Raw genomic sequence first — 13,949 nt, 5'->3', positions numbered from 1 at the left:
CTCAGGCTCCTTCAACTCGTAGAACGGACGTCACGGCGCCGACGAAACCATGCGAATGGAGGGCGGTGACGGTGGCCGCCAGATCGGATTCCGCCGCGGCGTGCGTGCCGATGACCAGGGTAGCGGTCGGCTCGCGCCGCTCCGCACCGCCCTGCTCCTCCAGCGGGTCGGCGCCGGGCGGGGTCTGCACCAGGGTCTCGACCGAGACGCCGTGGTCGGCGAAGACGCCCGCGATCTGCGCGAGCACGCCGGGGCGATCGAGCACCTCGAGGGTGACCTGGTAGCGGGTGGTGACGTGGCCGATCGGGAGGACCGCGAGCCCGGAGCTCGCGCTGGTCACCAGACCGGGGCCGCCGACGACGTGGCGGCGGGCGGCCGAGACGACGTCGCCGAGGACGGCGGAGGCCGTCTCGATCCCGCCGGCGCCGGCGCCGTAGAACATCAGGTCGCCGGCCGCCTCCGCCTCGACGAAGACCGCGTTGTTGGCCCCGTGCACGGCCGCGAGCGGGTGGGAGCGGTGCACGAGCGCGGGGTAGACCCGCGCGGACACGCCCTCCACGCCGGTCTTGGCGTCGGTCAGCCGCTCGCAGATCGCGAGCAGCTTGATCACGTAGCCGGAGTCGCGGGCCTGGTCGACCTGCGCCATGGTGATGCCGGTGATGCCCTCGCGGTGCACCAGGGTGACCGGGACGTCGGTGTGGAACGCGAGGCGGGCGAGGATCGCCGCCTTCTGCGCCGCGTCGTAGCCCTCGATGTCGGCGGTCGGGTCGGACTCGGCGTAGCCGAGCTCGGTCGCGCGGGCGAGCGCGTCCTCGAGGCTCGCGTGCTCGGTGTCCATCCGGTCGAGGATGTAGTTGGTCGTGCCGTTGACGATGCCGAGGATGCGGTGGACCCGGTCGCCGGCGAGGCTGTCGCGCAGCGGCCGGATGATCGGGATCGCGCCGGCGACGGCCGCCTCGTAGTTGAGCTGGGCGCCCACCTGGTCGGCGGCCTCGAAGAGCTCGTTGCCGTGGGCGGCGAGCAGCGCCTTGTTGGCCGTGATCACGTCCGCGCCCGACGAGATCGCCGTGAGGATGTGGCTGCGGGCGGGCTCCAGCCCGCCGATCAGCTCGACCACGATGTCGGCGCCCAGGATCAGCGACTCGGCGTCGGTGGTCAGGAGGTGCTTCGGGATGTCGGCGGTGCGGGGCGCGTCCACGTCCCTGACGGCCACGCCTACGAGCTCCAGCGGCGCCCCCACGCGCTGGGCGAGCTCGTCGCCGTGGTCGAGCAGGAGGCGCGCCACCTGGGCACCGACGGACCCGGCACCCAGCAGGGCGACGCGGAGGCTGCGGTACTCGATCATCGGGAGGTGGCCTTTCGTTGGATGCCGGCGTCGCGGCGGAGGAGGTCCTCCTCGGTCTCGCCGCGCACGAGGACGCGCGAGCGCCCGTCGCGGACGGCGACCACCGGGGGGCGCCCGAGGTAGTTGTAGTTGCTGGCGAGCGACCAGCAGTAGGCGCCGGTCGCGGCGACGGCGAGCAGGTCGCCCGGCCGCACGTCCGCGGGCAGGAAGTCGTCATGGACGACGATGTCGCCCGACTCGCAGTGCTTCCCGGCCACCCGCACGAGGGCGGGCTCGGCCGAGGAGGAGCGGTCGGCGATCCGCGCCGTGTAGTCGGCGCCGTAGAGCGCCGGACGGGCGTTGTCGCTCATGCCGCCGTCGACGCTGACGTAGCGGCGGACCGCGGTCGAGCCCTCGGAGCCGACCGTCACGTCCTTCACGGTGCCCACCTCGTAGAGGGTGACGCCGGCGGGCCCGATCAGCGAGCGGCCGGGCTCGATCGCGATGTGCGGCACCGGGACGCCGCGGGCGGCGCACTGCTCGGCCACCGCGTCGGCGACGGCGGCCGCGATCTCGACGATCGGCGTCGGGTCGTCGGCGCTGGTGTAGGCGATGCCGAAGCCGCCGCCGAGGTTGAGCTCCGGCACGGGGCCGTCCGCGAGCAGAGCCGCGTGGACGTCGAGCAGGCGCGACGCCGACTCCGCGAACCCGGCGGAGCCGAAGATCTGGGATCCGATGTGGCAGTGCAGCCCGAGGAACCGCAGGGAGGAGAAGGAGCGGATGCGGGCGACCGCGGCCGGGCAGTCGGCGAGTGCGAGGCCGAACTTCTGGTCCTCGTGCGCCGTGGCGAGGAACTCGTGGGTGTGCGCGTGCACTCCGCTGTTGACCCGGAGGCGCACCGCCTGCACGCGGCCGTGCCGCTCGGCCGCGGCTGCGACGCGCTCGATCTCGACGAGGCTGTCGAGCACGATCGTGCCCGCGCCCACCTCGACGGCCCTGTCGATCTCGCGGAGCGACTTGTTGTTGCCGTGGAGGCCGAAGCGCTCGGGCTCGATCCCTGCGGCGAGGGCCACCGCCATCTCGCCGCCGCTGGAGAGGTCGAGGTTCAGGCCCTCGTCGCGCATCCAGCGGGCGACCTCGGTCGAGAGGAACGCCTTGCCCGCGTAGTAGACCGTGACGCCGGTGCCGATGCGGCCGAGCTCGCGGGCGAAGACCTCGCGCATCTCGACGGCCCGGCGACGGGCGTCGGCCTCGTCCACCACGTAGAGAGGAGTGCCGTGCTCGCGCACCAGCTCGGCGACGGGCACTCCGGCGATCCGGATCCCGCCGTCCTCGCCGCGCTCGGCGCTGTCCGGCCACACGCCGTCGGCCAGGGCGTTCGGGTCGGCGGGCGTGTGCAGCCACTCAGGCGCGAGCGGATGCCGGGGGGCGCGGGCGCGGGCGTCGACGGTGTCCACGGGTGAGACCTCACAGGAGAGAGTGGGAGCGTCACTGCGGGGCGAGCGGGTCCGGATTGACCCCTGAAGCCAGCGATGTCAGTGTTCGGCCCGCGGAAGACGCCGGCACAGGGCTCCGATCCTACCGGTCCGGGGCGGCGGCGCCGCGCGGGCTCAGGCGCAGGTGCCCGGTTCCTGCTCCGCGGGGTCGCTGAGGAACGTCGGAGAGAGCGCGAAGCTCGCGTTCAGCGACTCGTCGGCGACCTCGACCCCGGTCAGCGTCAGTCCGCGCGGCACCGAGTCCGCGATGCACACGGAGGACGGAGCGAGCAGGTCGCCGGAGACGGCGCCGAAGCGGTCGCGGAAGTCGGTCGCCGAGAAGGTCGCACCGGCGGCGGAGACCTCGGCCGGGGTGAGCCGGATGGCGCCGTCCACGGCGGCGAGCTCCATCCCCACGCCCGCGCCGAGCCGGAGGCCCAGCACCTCGACGGAGGCGGTCACGCGCACGAGCGGAGCGTCCAGGGTCACCTCGTCGACAGGAACGGTGCTGCGCTCGGTGACGAGCCGCGAGACCGAGGCCGCGTCGATCGCGACCGTCGTGCTGCCGGACTCGACCGCTCCGACGCCGCTCACCGGCACCCCGATCAGGGTCGCGGCGACGTCGCCGTCGAGCTCGCCGAACGTCACGTCCGAGCTGCGCAGGTCGAGCCGGTCCAGCCGCCCCGAGACGAGCTGCGGGAGCACGGCCCAGCCCGCGACGTCGACGTCCACCGCCCGGTCCGCGGGCAGTGCGAGCGCCTCGCGGAGGCTCGCGGCGGCGCGGTCCGCGACGGCGCGGCGGGCGAGCGAGTCACCCACCACCGCCGCGAGCACGAGCAGCACCAGCACCACGACGACCACCACGGCCGCGCGTCCCCCGCGCCGGCGCCGCGGCGCCGCCCCCGACGCGCTCACATCCGGTCCGGGGCCGTGACGCCCAGCAGGGAGAGCCCGTTGCGGAGCACCTGCCCGGTCGCCTCGTTCAGGCGCAGCCGGGTCGAGTGCACGGCCTCGACCGGGTCCTCGCCCTGCGGCACGACCCGGCAGTTGTCGTACCAGCGGTGGTAGAGGCCGGCGACCTCCTCGAGGTACCTCGCGACGCGGTGCGGCTCGCGCAGCTCCGCGGCGTGCGCCACGATGCGCGGGAACTCCTGCAGGCCGCCGAGCAGCGCCGACTCGGTCGGATGCACCAGCGTCTCGGGCGCGAACGGCTCGACGGGGACGCCCGACGCCGCGGCCTTGGCCGCGACCTGGCGGGTGCGCGCGTGGGCGTACTGCACGTAGTAGACGGGGTTGTCGTTGCTCCGCTTGGTCAGCAGGTCGAGGTCGATGTCGAGGGTCGAGTCGGCCGAGGAGCGCACCAGCGAGTAGCGCGCGGCGTCCACGCCGACGGCCTCCGTGAGGTCCTCCATCGTGACGACGGTCCCCGCCCGCTTGGACATCCGGACCGCCTCCCCGTCGCGGAGCAGGTTGACCAGCTGGCCGATCAGGATCTCGAGGTTCACGCCCGGGGTGTCGCCGAACGCCGCGCACATCGCCATCATCCGGCCGATGTAGCCGTGGTGGTCGGCGCCGAGCATGATGATCGCCCGATCGAAGCCGCGCTCGCGCTTGTCGAGGTAGTAGGCGAGGTCGCCCGCGATGTAGGCCGCCTCCCCGTCGCTCTTGATGATGACGCGGTCGCGGTCGTCGCCGAACGACGTGGTCCGCAGCCAGGTGGCGCCGTCCGCCTCGAAGATGTGCCCGAGCTCGCGGAGGCGCTCGATCGCGCGGTCGACGGCACGCGACTCGTGCAGGGAGTTCTCGTGGAAGTACACGTCGAAGTCGACGCCGAACTCGTGCAGGCTCTGCTTGATCTCGCCGAACATCAGCTCGACGCCGATCGAGCGGAAGGTCTCGGCGAGCTCCTCCTCGGGCAGGACGGCGAGGTCGCCCGGGTAGGCGGCCGCGACGCGCTCGGCGATGTCGCCGATGTAGGCGCCGCCGTAGCCGTCCTCCGGGGTCGGCTCGCCGCGGTGGGCGGCGAGGAGGCTCCGCGTGAAGCGGTCGATCTGCGCGCCGTGGTCGTTGAAGTAGTACTCGCGGGTCACCTCGGCGCCCTGCGAGAGGAGCATCCGGGCCAGGCTGTCGCCGACCGCCGCCCAGCGCGTCCCGCCGATGTGGATGGGGCCGGTGGGGTTGGCGGAGACGAACTCGAGGTTCATCCGGACGCCGGCGTAGGCGGACCCGGTGCCGTAGGCCTCGCCCGCCTCGACGATCGCGCCGGCCAGGGCACCCGCGGCCGCGGCCTCGAGCCGGACGTTGAGGAAGCCGGGACCGGCGACCTCGACCGTGGCGACGCCCTCGACCGCGCCCAGCCCCTCGGCCAGCTCGGCGGCGAGCTCGCGCGGGTTCGCGCCGACCCGCTTCGCGAGCTTCATCGCGATGTTCGAGGCCCAGTCGCCGTGGTCGCGGTTCTTCGGGCGCTCCAGCACGACGTCCGAGAGCTCGACGCCCGCATCGCCCCCCCGTCGCTGCACGGCGTCGAGGACGAGGGCGTGCAGGGAGGCGGCGAGCTGTTCGGGAGTCACGGGGAGCGATTCTACCGGCCGCCGCGCCCGCGCCCCCCGTCCCTCCTGCACCGTGGGGCCGCTCGGCAGGGCGGCGTTGCTAGGGTGCGACGCATGCGCCGTCCCGCCGCCCTCCTCCTCGTCGCCCTCGCCGCGGCGGCCCTCTCCGGCTGCTCCCCCGCGGCCGACCCGGAGCCGAGCGCGAGCGGCGCCGTCAGCGGCACGCCGATCCCCCTCGCCTGCGAGCAGCTGGTCCCGGCCTCGGCGCTCGCGGGCCTGTGGGGCGGATTCTCCCCGGACGACGGCATCGGGGCCACCGCCGTCTCCGAGGAGATCGCCCAGTACGACGGCCTGGTCTGCGGATGGTCCGACGATTCGGGCGCCGAGCTGCAGCTGGCCGTGGCCCACCTCGACCCCGCGGTGATCGAGGCGCTCAAGAACGAGTTCTTCACCACCAGCAAGGCCGTCCCCACTTACGGCAAGCCGCCGGAGATCGAGGGCTACTACCAGGTGGCCGAGGGGCGGGGCGTCGCGGACGCCTTCGTCGGCGAGTACTGGATCGAGGCGTCCAGCGCCTCCTTCGTCGAGCCGGGCGACCCCGAGCCGCTCGTGCGGTCGGCGATCGGCGTCCTCGCCGACTGAGCCCCGGCGTCAGCCCAGGCGCACCGGCGAGACGTGATCGTCGACGAGCGCCGCGTCGCAGTCGGCCTCCACGCTCATCCCGGTCAGGCGCAGGTCCGTCAGGTAGCTGCTGAGGAACGCGGTGTCGGCCGTGTCCCGGCCGGACGAGATGCGCAGCATCGACCCGCGCGGAGCCAGCCGGGTCGCGTCCACGACGTGCCAGGCGCCGCCGACCCAGGCCTCCGTGACCGCGTGGAAGTCCCGCGGCTCGAGGCCCGGCGCGTAGACCGCTGTCACCCGAGCGGGGATGTCGAGAGCACGGAGGAGCCCGGCGACCGTGTGCGCGAAGTCCCGGCACACGCCCTGGCCGCTCTCGATGACCTGCGCCGCTCCCCCGGTGCCGACCGTCGAGCCGTAGACGTACGACAGGTGGCCGTGCACCCATTCCTCGACGGCCGTCAGCGCCTCGAAGCCCCGGGCCCGCCCGAACTCGCGCCGGGCGATCCCTCCGAGCACGTCCGCCTCGGCGTACCGGCTCGGCCGCAGGTACTCGACGAGCTCGAGCTCGCTCGGCTCGTCCGGAGCGCCGTGGCCGGCGACCCGCGCCCGGTACTCGACCCGCAGGTCGCCCTCGTTCCCCGCGACGCGGTGCACGCGGGCGCCGTGCCGCGCCGGGAACTCCCGCACCGGCACGTCCTGCCCGTCGAGCCGGACGGTGAAGGAGTCCTCGAACGAGTCGCCCGTGGGCGTCGCCGCCACCAGGAAGATCAGGTCGGTCGGGCCGTTCAGACGCAGATCCAGCGAGGCGGAGACAGTGCGCAGCATGGCTCCATCGTGGCATGCGCGAGGACGGCTCCCGGCGTCGGGGCCCGCCCCGCCCGGGTGCTAATGTGGTCAGGCACTCCTGGCCCCCATAGCTCAGGGGATAGAGCACTGCCCTCCGGAGGCAGGGGCGTAGGTTCGAATCCTACTGGGGGCACATCCGCGGTCCTCCGCTCCCCCTCGCACACGGGCGCTCAGCTCCGGTGCTCGACGCCCCTCGAGGCGCACCCCTCCACCACGGACCGAGCGGCGTCACCCGGTGGGCGACCGAGTCCGACCGTCGCGCTCCTCACCCGGCGCTCCGACCCTCCCCGGACAGCACGAAGGCCCGCGATCGTCGATCACGGGCCTTCAGGACGTTCACCACCGGCACTCGGCCGGTCGGGCTCACTCGTAGAGGTGGAAGGTGCCGGCGCAGTCGGCCGAGCAGAAGCCGTCGCGGCGACGGGCCGAGGCCGCTCCGCATGCTTCGCAGCGGCGGCGTCCGAGCATCCGCGAGATCAGGCTCTGAGGCGCCGACGCGACCACCGAGACCGGGGTGTCGGGGCGCACGGGGGCTCCCGTGGTCGAATCGAGCTGGATCCCAGCGGTGTCGAGCGTGGCGCGGAGCATCCGTGTTCCTTCCGATCGGTGAACCATGTGCGAGCACTGTATTGCCAGTCCCTGAGATTCTGCGAAGGGCTTGACGCGGCTCGTGATCGAGAGTAGCCGAAATCGACACCTGTCGGTCAGTCCGGATCGACCCGGGGAACGACGAACAGCCGTGCCCCTTCCTGGCGGAGAGGGGCACGGCTGTTCGGGTGTCGGGGATCGCTGGGCGGACGACGCCGTAGCTCATGGGAGCGGGGCGTCGGGCCCGGAACGACCGGGAAGTGGGCCTAGTACGCGCCGCTGGTGCTCCGGGTGTCGATCGCCACCGTCGATGCGGGAACCGGGACCGGTCGCAGGGCGGGGAGCGAGGCGCTCCTGCCCGTGCGGAACGGCAGCAGGACGAGCATGACGGGGAGAAGGACGATCCACAGGAGGACCGACAGCGCGAGACGCGCCCAGATGGAAAGAATATTGAGCATGTTTGTGCCGCCTTCGGGTGACGGTAGAGGTGAACTTCGCGAACAGTATCATCGGGCCGACGGGGGGAGAAGAGTAGAATTGCGCCATTGATCGCGCGTCTCCCGCCACGCCCCCCAGCGGTCTGTCATTCCTCATTCGTCGCCCAGCGCCGATCGGATGGGTCGATCCCGCATCCGATCGACACACGGCCCGCGCAGTGCGTCCTCCTGGGAGCCGGGCCGTAGGGTGAGCGCGTGAAGATCCTTGTCGTCGAAGACGATCCAGCCATGGGTGAGGCCCTCGTCGGCGGCCTCGAAGACGCCGGCTACGAGGCCGTGCTCACCACGAACGGCATCGACGCGCTCGTCGCGTTCAGCAACGCCGAGTTCTCGGCCGCCATCGTGGACGTCATGCTCCCGGCGATGTCGGGCTTCGAGATCTGCCGCCGGATCCGCGAGCTCGGCCGGCCCACGCCGATCATGCTGCTGACCGCGCGGGACGCGATCGAGGACCGCGTCTTCGGGCTCGACGCCGGAGCGGACGACTACCTGACCAAGCCGTTCGCGTTCACCGAGCTCAACGCGCGCCTCCGGGCCCTCCTGCGCCGCAGCCCGTCGCTGATGTCCACCTCGATCGACGTCGGACGCATCACCGTGGACGGATCGAGCATCCGGCGCACCGCCGAAGGCTCGCGCATCCACGTCAGCCCGAAGGAGCTCGAGCTCCTCAAGCTCCTCATCACTCCCGTCGGCTCCGTCGTGACCCGCCAGCGGATCCTCTCCGAGATCTGGGGCGGCGGCGAGATCGTCGACAACAACATCGTCGACCAGTACGTCAGCTACCTGCGCAAGAAGCTCCCGACCGAGGACACGGGCGTCAGCATCGTGACCGTCCGCGGCAAGGGCTACTTCCTCCGCCCGGTCGAGTAGCCCGTGTCGCGGATGAGCACGGCACGCCGCAGGGTCGGCGCGCTCTCGATCCGCGCGAGGATCACCGTGGGAACGGTCGCTGTGGCGACCGCCCTCTTCGCGCTCGCGGCGCTGCTCTTCTACCAGGTGGTCACCGGCATCGTCGACCGCAGCGAGCGGACGATCCTGATGTCGATCGAGGACGAGGTGCGCCGCGACATCTCGGCGGGCAACGTCCCGCGCACGCAGGGCTCGTCGACGGGCCAGCTGTTCCTCGCCCTCGCTCCCGACGGGAGCGTCAGCACCTCGACCATGCCCTCGCGCCTGAGCGGCGAGGTGCTCAGCGCTCTGGCGGAGGAGCCCGCCGACACCTCGCCCCGGTACGCCGACGTGACGACGGCGAACGGCAGCTACCTGGTCCGCTTCACGGCCATCGAGAGCGATCGCGGCGTCTGGCAGGTCGCCTCCGCCCGCGATCAGGCCGCGTCGCAGCTCGTCCTCGACGACTTCGCCCACGTGCTCGTCTACGCCGCGATCTTCCTCGTCGTCACGTTCGGGCTCGCCTCGTGGATCCTGACGGGCGCGGCCCTCGCCCCGGTGCGCCGGATGCGGGCGCGCGCGGATCAGATCGCCGCCGAGCCCGGGCAGGGCGACCAGCTCCCGGTCGTCGGCACGCGCGACGAGATCGACGAGCTCGCGGTGACGCTGAACGCGTTCCTGACCAAGCAGACCGCGTCGCTGGCCCGGGAGAAGCAGATGGTGTCGGATGCGAGCCACGAGCTCCGCACTCCCCTCGCCGCGCTCTCCGCCCAGCTCGAGATCGCCCACCACCGCGTCGACGACCCGGTCGCGGTCGACCGGGTCATCCTCGACGCGCAGAAGAGCGTCGACCGGCTCGTGCGCCTCGCATCCGCCCTCCTCGACATCTCGCGCATCGAGAGCCGCACCGTCCGCCCGACCGCTCCCTTCGCCGAGCTCGTCGACGAGCTGGTGGGCGCCGTCGACCGCACCCGCCTGCTCGCCTCGGAGTCGGGGGTGGAGATCGACTACGAGATCGACGAGCGCGAGCCGGCGCGGCTCTACGCGGTCGCGTCCCAGGACTTCGGCCGGGTGATCGACAACCTCGTGAGGAACGCGATCCAGGCGATGAACGGCGGCGGCATGATCGTCGCCTCCCTCTCGCAGTCGGACGGGCGCCTGATGCTCAGCGTCTCGGACGACGGACCGGGGATGCCCGACGCCTTCATCCCGGTCGCCTTCGACCGCTTCTCCCGCCCGGACGACTCCCGCACCCTCGCCTCCGGCGGCAGCGGTCTGGGGCTGGCCCTGGTGCACACCACCGTGCTCTCGGCCGGCGGGACGGTCGCCCTGGTCAACCGCTCCCCCCGGGGTCTCGCGGTCGACATCGTCCTCCCGCCCGTCGGCTCCGCCTGAGCCGCCCCGCCCCCGGAACGACGAAGGCCCCCGGCGGACCGGGGGCCTTCGTGGAGGATCGTCAGCGCGGGTCGTCCTCGGGGCGGACAGGCTGCGGCTGCGGGTCGCCGACCGCGGCGGGCGGCGGAGCCCAGGCCGTCTGCGGCGCCTCCGCCGGGGAGGTGCCGCCGTCGAGCAGGTTGCGCGCGCGGTTGACCACCTCGGGGTCCACGAGCACGGAGTAGCTGGTCGCGATCACCTGCATGGTCGAGGTGAAGTCGCGACGGCGGCGGTTCACGGCGTAGGAGGCGAGCCCGAAGAGCATCCCGAAGCCGGCGCCGAGGAGGACCGCCGCGATGAGGAAGGAGAGCTCCGTCGTCGGCGAGAAGATGATGAGCAGGAGGCCCAGGAAGACGCCGAGCCAGGCGCCGGAGGCCGCTCCGGCGAGAGCGACGCGGCCCCAGGTGAGCTTGCCGGTCACCCGCTCGACGCTCTTGAGCTCGTTGCCGATGATGGCGAGCTGGCGCACCGGGAAGTCGGCGCGGGCGAGCACGTCGACGGCGGCCTGCGCCTCCTGGTACGTGTCGAACGTGGCGAGGATCTCCCCGCGCGGGATCGTGGGGAAGGCCGGCCCTCGGCCGCTGAACGGCGTCTGCAGAGTCACCCGGACAGAATCGCACAGGCCACTTGAAGGTCTCTGAACGGATTCGGAGAACCGGCCGAGGGCGAGCCGGGAACGCTCGGCGTCCGCCCGGCTGCACGGGACTAGGTTTGTAGCCGTGAGTTCCGCCAGAGTCTTCGTCGCGCGCTTGGCCGGATGCAGTGTCTTCGACCCGGCCGGCGATCGCGTCGGCAAGGTCCGCGACGTGCTCCTGGTCTACCGGCAGAACGACGCCCCGCGGGTGGTCGGCCTGGTGGTCGAGATCCCCGGGCGCCGTCGCGTCTTCGTGTCGATCGGCCGGGTCACCAGCATCGGCAGCGGCCAGATCATCACCACCGGGCTGATCAACGTGCGCCGCTTCGAGCAGCGGGGCGGCGAGGTCCGCGTCATCGCCGAGCTCCTCGGCCGCCGGGTGAGCTTCGTGGACGGCTCCGGTGACGCGGTCGTCGAGGACGTCGCGATCGAGGAGGCCGCTCCCGGCGAGTGGGAGCTCGCGCAGCTCTTCGTCCGCCGGCCCAAGACCAGCCCCTCCCCCTTCGCCAAGGGCGCGACCGCCTTCGCCGGCTGGCGCGAGGTCCGCGAGAGCGTCTCGACCGAGGCGCAGTCCGCCGAGCAGTACGTCGCCAGCCTCTCCGAGCTCAAGCCCGCCGACCTCGCCAGCACGCTCCTCGACCTGCCGCAACAGCGGATGCTCGAGGTCGCCGGCGAGCTCTCGGACGACCGCCTCGCGGACGTGCTCGAGGAGATGCCCGAGAGCGAGCAGGTCGAGATCCTCGGCCGGCTCGACGACGACCGCGCCGCCGACGTCCTCGACCAGATGCAGCCGGACGACGCGGCCGACCTGATCGCCCAGCTCTCGGAGGAGCGCGGCGAGGCGCTCCTGGAGCTGATGGAGCCCGAGGAGGCGGACGACGTCCGCATGCTCCTCACCTACGCTCCGGAGTCCGCCGGCGGTCTGATGACCACGGAGCCGATCATCGTCTCCTCCGAGGCGACCGTCGCCGAGGGTCTCGCCCTCATCCGCCGCCACGAGCTCGCCCCGGCCCTCGGCGCCGCCGTCTGCGTCACGCTGCCGCCCTACGAGCCGCCGACCGGCCGCTTCCTCGGCATGGTGCACTTCCAGCGAATGCTCCGCTACCCGCCGCACGAGCGCCTCGGCACCCTGCTCGACCAGAGCATGGACCCGATCACGCCCGAGACCTCGGCGGCCGAGGTCGCCCGGATCCTGGCCAGCTACAACCTCGTCTCGGTGCCCGTCGTCGACGCGTCCCACCGCCTCGTCGGCGTCGTGACCATCGACGACGTCCTCGACTACCTCCTCCCCGACGACTGGCGCAGCCACGGCGACGACGACGAACCGAGGAAGCCGGTGACGACGGCGACGCAGGGCGTCCCGCTCGTGCCGCTGGCACCCGCGGCGACAGGCAGGACACGACGGGGACGGAGGGGCGCGCGTGGCTAGGGACACCAAGCAGGACCGGCGCCTGGACGCTCCCAAGGGCTTGCGCACCCGCGTCCTCTCGCGGCGGAACCGCCCGAGCAGCGACCGCTTCGGCCGCCTGACCGAGTCGTTCGCCCGCGGCATGGGCACGCCGTGGTTCCTGGTCGGCATGACGATCTTCTGCGTCTTCTGGCTGATGTTCAACACCTACGGGCCCGCGGACGCGCGCTTCGACTCGCAGGCCCTCGGCTTCACGGTGCTGACGCTGATCCTCTCGCTGCAGGCCTCCTACGCCGCGCCGCTGCTGCTGCTCGCGCAGAACCGCCAGGACGACCGCGACCGCGTCCAGATCGAGCAGGACCGGCAGCGGGCCGAGCGCAACCTCGCGGACACCGAGTACCTCGCGCGCGAGGTCGTGGCCCTGCGCCTGGCGATCCGCGACATGGCGAGCAAGGACTTCATCCGCTCGGAGCTGCGCGGCCTGCTCGAGGAGCTCGAGAAGGATCGGGCGCAGGAGCCCGAGCGGCGCGATGCCTGACGTCGCCGCCATCGAGACCGCCGTCAGGACGGCGCTGGCCCGGGTCGTCGATCCGGAGATCCGGAAGCCCATCACCGAGCTCGACATGCTCGAGTCGGTCGAGGCGGCCGTCGACGGAGCGGTCCGCGTCGCGATCCGGCTGACCATCGTCGGCTGCCCGGCCGCCTCCGCGATCGAGCGCGACGTACGCGAGGCCGCGGCCTCGGCTCCCGGAGTCACGGCGGTCGACGTCGTGGTCGGAGTCATGACGCCGGCGCAGCGCACCGCCCTCACCGAACGCCTCCAGGGCGGCCGCCGGAGCATGCCCTTCGGCCCGGACTCGCTCACCCGCGTGTACGCGGTCACCAGCGGCAAGGGCGGCGTCGGCAAGTCGACCGTCACCGCCAACCTCGCGGTCGCCCTCGCTCAGCGGGGTCTCGCGGTCGGCCTCGTGGACGCCGACGTGCACGGCTTCTCCATCCCCGGCCTGCTCGGCCTGATGCACGACGGGCGCGTCGCGGGGCCCACCCGCGTCGGCGAGCTGATGCTGCCGCCGGTGGCGCACGGCGTGAAGGTCATCTCGATCGGGATGTTCCTCGAGGGCGACACCCGCGGGGCGGCCGTCTCCTGGCGCGGGCCCATGCTGCACCGCACGATCTCCCAGTTCCTCACCGACGTGTACTTCGGCGACCTGGACGTGCTCCTGCTCGACCTGCCTCCCGGCACCGGGGACGTGGCGATCTCGATCGGACAGCTGCTCCCCCATGCGGAGGTCCTCATCGTCACCACGCCGCAGCCGGCGGCCGCCGACGTGGCCGAGCGCAGCGGCGCGCTCGCCCGCCAGTCGGGTCAGCGCATCGTCGGAGTGGTCGAGAACATGTCCGGGCTTCCGCAGCCCGACGGCTCGGTGCTGGAGCTCTTCGGCAGCGGAGGCGGGGCCGAGGTCGCGCGTCGGCTCACCGCGGCGGGCGATGAGGTGCCGCTGCTCGCGTCGCTGCCGATCTCCGTCGCGCTGCGGGCGGGGGGCGACGAGGGCGTGCCCGTCGTCGTCGGCGATCCGAAGGATCCTGCTGCCCGGGCGATCGACGCCCTGGCGGCGTCGCTCGCCGCGCGGCCGCGGGGACTGACCGGCCGTCGGCTTCCGCTCGCCGTCGGCTGACGCCTCCGC

General features: G+C 72.7%; 14 protein-coding genes and 1 tRNA gene. 7 read left to right on the top strand and 8 right to left on the bottom strand.

The window, feature by feature from the left end; translation table 11 throughout:
• Position 1: 1 nt before the first annotated feature.
• The 4 genes from C5C25_RS02035 to argS all read right to left on the bottom strand — a co-directional run bounded on the left by C5C25_RS02035 (position 2) and on the right by argS (position 5,369).
• Positions 2–1,345 carry a homoserine dehydrogenase gene (locus tag C5C25_RS02035; RefSeq protein WP_104249566.1) on the bottom strand — a complete coding sequence of 448 codons (1,344 nt, stop codon included), beginning with the start codon at positions 1,343–1,345 and terminating at the stop codon, positions 2–4.
• Positions 1,342–2,781 carry a diaminopimelate decarboxylase gene (lysA, locus tag C5C25_RS02030; RefSeq protein ID WP_104249565.1) on the bottom strand — a complete coding sequence of 480 codons (1,440 nt, stop codon included), beginning with the start codon at positions 2,779–2,781 and terminating at the stop codon, positions 1,342–1,344. The genes C5C25_RS02035 and lysA overlap by 4 nt, the downstream gene beginning before the upstream one ends.
• Positions 2,782–2,934: 153 nt before the next feature.
• Positions 2,935–3,663 (bottom strand): LmeA family phospholipid-binding protein, encoded by a 729-nt coding sequence (locus C5C25_RS02025; protein WP_181133609.1) that lies wholly within the window; start codon positions 3,661–3,663, stop codon positions 2,935–2,937.
• A 47-nt stretch (positions 3,664–3,710) separates the two neighbouring features.
• Positions 3,711–5,369 (bottom strand): arginine--tRNA ligase, encoded by a 1,659-nt coding sequence (argS, locus tag C5C25_RS02020; RefSeq protein WP_104249563.1) that lies wholly within the window; start codon positions 5,367–5,369, stop codon positions 3,711–3,713.
• Between the two features lie 93 nt (positions 5,370–5,462).
• Between argS and C5C25_RS02015 the strand changes: the two genes are divergently transcribed.
• Positions 5,463–5,990, top strand: a complete 528-nt coding sequence (locus tag C5C25_RS02015) for a hypothetical protein (RefSeq protein ID WP_104249562.1) — start codon at positions 5,463–5,465, stop codon at positions 5,988–5,990.
• Between the two features lie 9 nt (positions 5,991–5,999).
• On the opposite strand, the gene C5C25_RS02010 is transcribed toward C5C25_RS02015, so the two are convergent.
• Positions 6,000–6,794, bottom strand: coding sequence for a transglutaminase family protein (locus C5C25_RS02010; RefSeq protein ID WP_104232730.1), 795 nt, complete (start codon positions 6,792–6,794; stop codon positions 6,000–6,002).
• An 82-nt stretch (positions 6,795–6,876) separates the two neighbouring features.
• Between C5C25_RS02010 and C5C25_RS02005 the strand changes: the two genes are divergently transcribed.
• Positions 6,877–6,948: transfer RNA gene (locus tag C5C25_RS02005), tRNA-Arg, on the top strand.
• A gap of 230 nt (positions 6,949–7,178) precedes the next feature.
• Here C5C25_RS02005 and C5C25_RS02000 read toward each other — a convergent pair.
• Positions 7,179–7,403: a hypothetical protein gene (locus C5C25_RS02000; protein ID WP_104249561.1), complete on the bottom strand. Its 225-nt coding sequence runs from the start codon at positions 7,401–7,403 to the stop codon at positions 7,179–7,181.
• Positions 7,404–7,669: 266 nt separating this feature from the next.
• Entirely contained in the window at positions 7,670–7,861 is a 192-nt protein-coding gene (locus tag C5C25_RS01995; protein ID WP_104249560.1) for a hypothetical protein, read from the bottom strand.
• 234 nt (positions 7,862–8,095) lie between these two features.
• Between C5C25_RS01995 and C5C25_RS01990 the strand changes: the two genes are divergently transcribed.
• Both C5C25_RS01990 and C5C25_RS01985 read left to right on the top strand, forming a co-directional pair.
• On the top strand, positions 8,096–8,770 hold the full coding sequence (locus C5C25_RS01990; protein ID WP_258069313.1) for a response regulator transcription factor: 675 nt from the start codon (positions 8,096–8,098) through the stop codon (positions 8,768–8,770).
• 12 nt (positions 8,771–8,782) lie between these two features.
• Positions 8,783–10,183, top strand: coding sequence for a cell wall metabolism sensor histidine kinase WalK (locus C5C25_RS01985; protein ID WP_146076469.1), 1,401 nt, complete (start codon positions 8,783–8,785; stop codon positions 10,181–10,183).
• Between the two features lie 61 nt (positions 10,184–10,244).
• Here C5C25_RS01985 and C5C25_RS01980 read toward each other — a convergent pair whose 3' ends face one another.
• On the bottom strand, positions 10,245–10,826 hold the full coding sequence (locus C5C25_RS01980; RefSeq protein ID WP_258069312.1) for a general stress protein: 582 nt from the start codon (positions 10,824–10,826) through the stop codon (positions 10,245–10,247).
• Between the two features lie 115 nt (positions 10,827–10,941).
• On the opposite strand from C5C25_RS01980, the gene C5C25_RS01975 reads away from it, so the two are divergent.
• Genes C5C25_RS01975 through C5C25_RS01965 form a run of 3 tightly spaced genes read left to right on the top strand, consistent with a single transcriptional unit; the run spans position 10,942 to position 13,940 of the window.
• Positions 10,942–12,285, top strand: coding sequence for a magnesium transporter MgtE N-terminal domain-containing protein (locus C5C25_RS01975; RefSeq protein WP_104249558.1), 1,344 nt, complete (start codon positions 10,942–10,944; stop codon positions 12,283–12,285).
• Positions 12,278–12,802: a DUF1003 domain-containing protein gene (locus tag C5C25_RS01970; RefSeq protein ID WP_104222991.1), complete on the top strand. Its 525-nt coding sequence runs from the start codon at positions 12,278–12,280 to the stop codon at positions 12,800–12,802. The genes C5C25_RS01975 and C5C25_RS01970 overlap by 8 nt, the downstream gene beginning before the upstream one ends.
• Positions 12,795–13,940 carry an Mrp/NBP35 family ATP-binding protein gene (locus tag C5C25_RS01965; RefSeq protein WP_104249557.1) on the top strand — a complete coding sequence of 382 codons (1,146 nt, stop codon included), beginning with the start codon at positions 12,795–12,797 and terminating at the stop codon, positions 13,938–13,940. The genes C5C25_RS01970 and C5C25_RS01965 overlap by 8 nt, the downstream gene beginning before the upstream one ends.
• Positions 13,941–13,949: the final 9 nt, after the last annotated feature.

It is taken from the genome of Rathayibacter sp. AY2B9, assembly GCF_002931595.1.
In the GTDB taxonomy this organism is placed as follows: domain Bacteria; phylum Actinomycetota; class Actinomycetes; order Actinomycetales; family Microbacteriaceae; genus Rathayibacter.
Note: the sequence above shows the minus strand (reverse complement) of the source record. Positions and strands in the feature narration are given on the sequence as shown.

Coding starts and splice junctions, on each gene's coding strand:
- C5C25_RS02035 (WP_104249566.1), bottom strand. CDS start 1,345: ATGATCGAGTACCGCAGCCTCCGCGTCGCCCTGCTGGGTGCCGGGTCC.
- C5C25_RS02015 (WP_104249562.1), top strand. CDS start 5,463: ATGCGCCGTCCCGCCGCCCTCCTCCTCGTCGCCCTCGCCGCGGCGGCC.
- C5C25_RS02010 (WP_104232730.1), bottom strand. CDS start 6,794: ATGCTGCGCACTGTCTCCGCCTCGCTGGATCTGCGTCTGAACGGCCCG.
- C5C25_RS02000 (WP_104249561.1), bottom strand. CDS start 7,403: ATGCTCCGCGCCACGCTCGACACCGCTGGGATCCAGCTCGATTCGACC.
- C5C25_RS01995 (WP_104249560.1), bottom strand. CDS start 7,861: ATGCTCAATATTCTTTCCATCTGGGCGCGTCTCGCGCTGTCGGTCCTC.
- C5C25_RS01985 (WP_146076469.1), top strand. CDS start 8,783: ATGAGCACGGCACGCCGCAGGGTCGGCGCGCTCTCGATCCGCGCGAGG.
- C5C25_RS01965 (WP_104249557.1), top strand. CDS start 12,795: ATGCCTGACGTCGCCGCCATCGAGACCGCCGTCAGGACGGCGCTGGCC.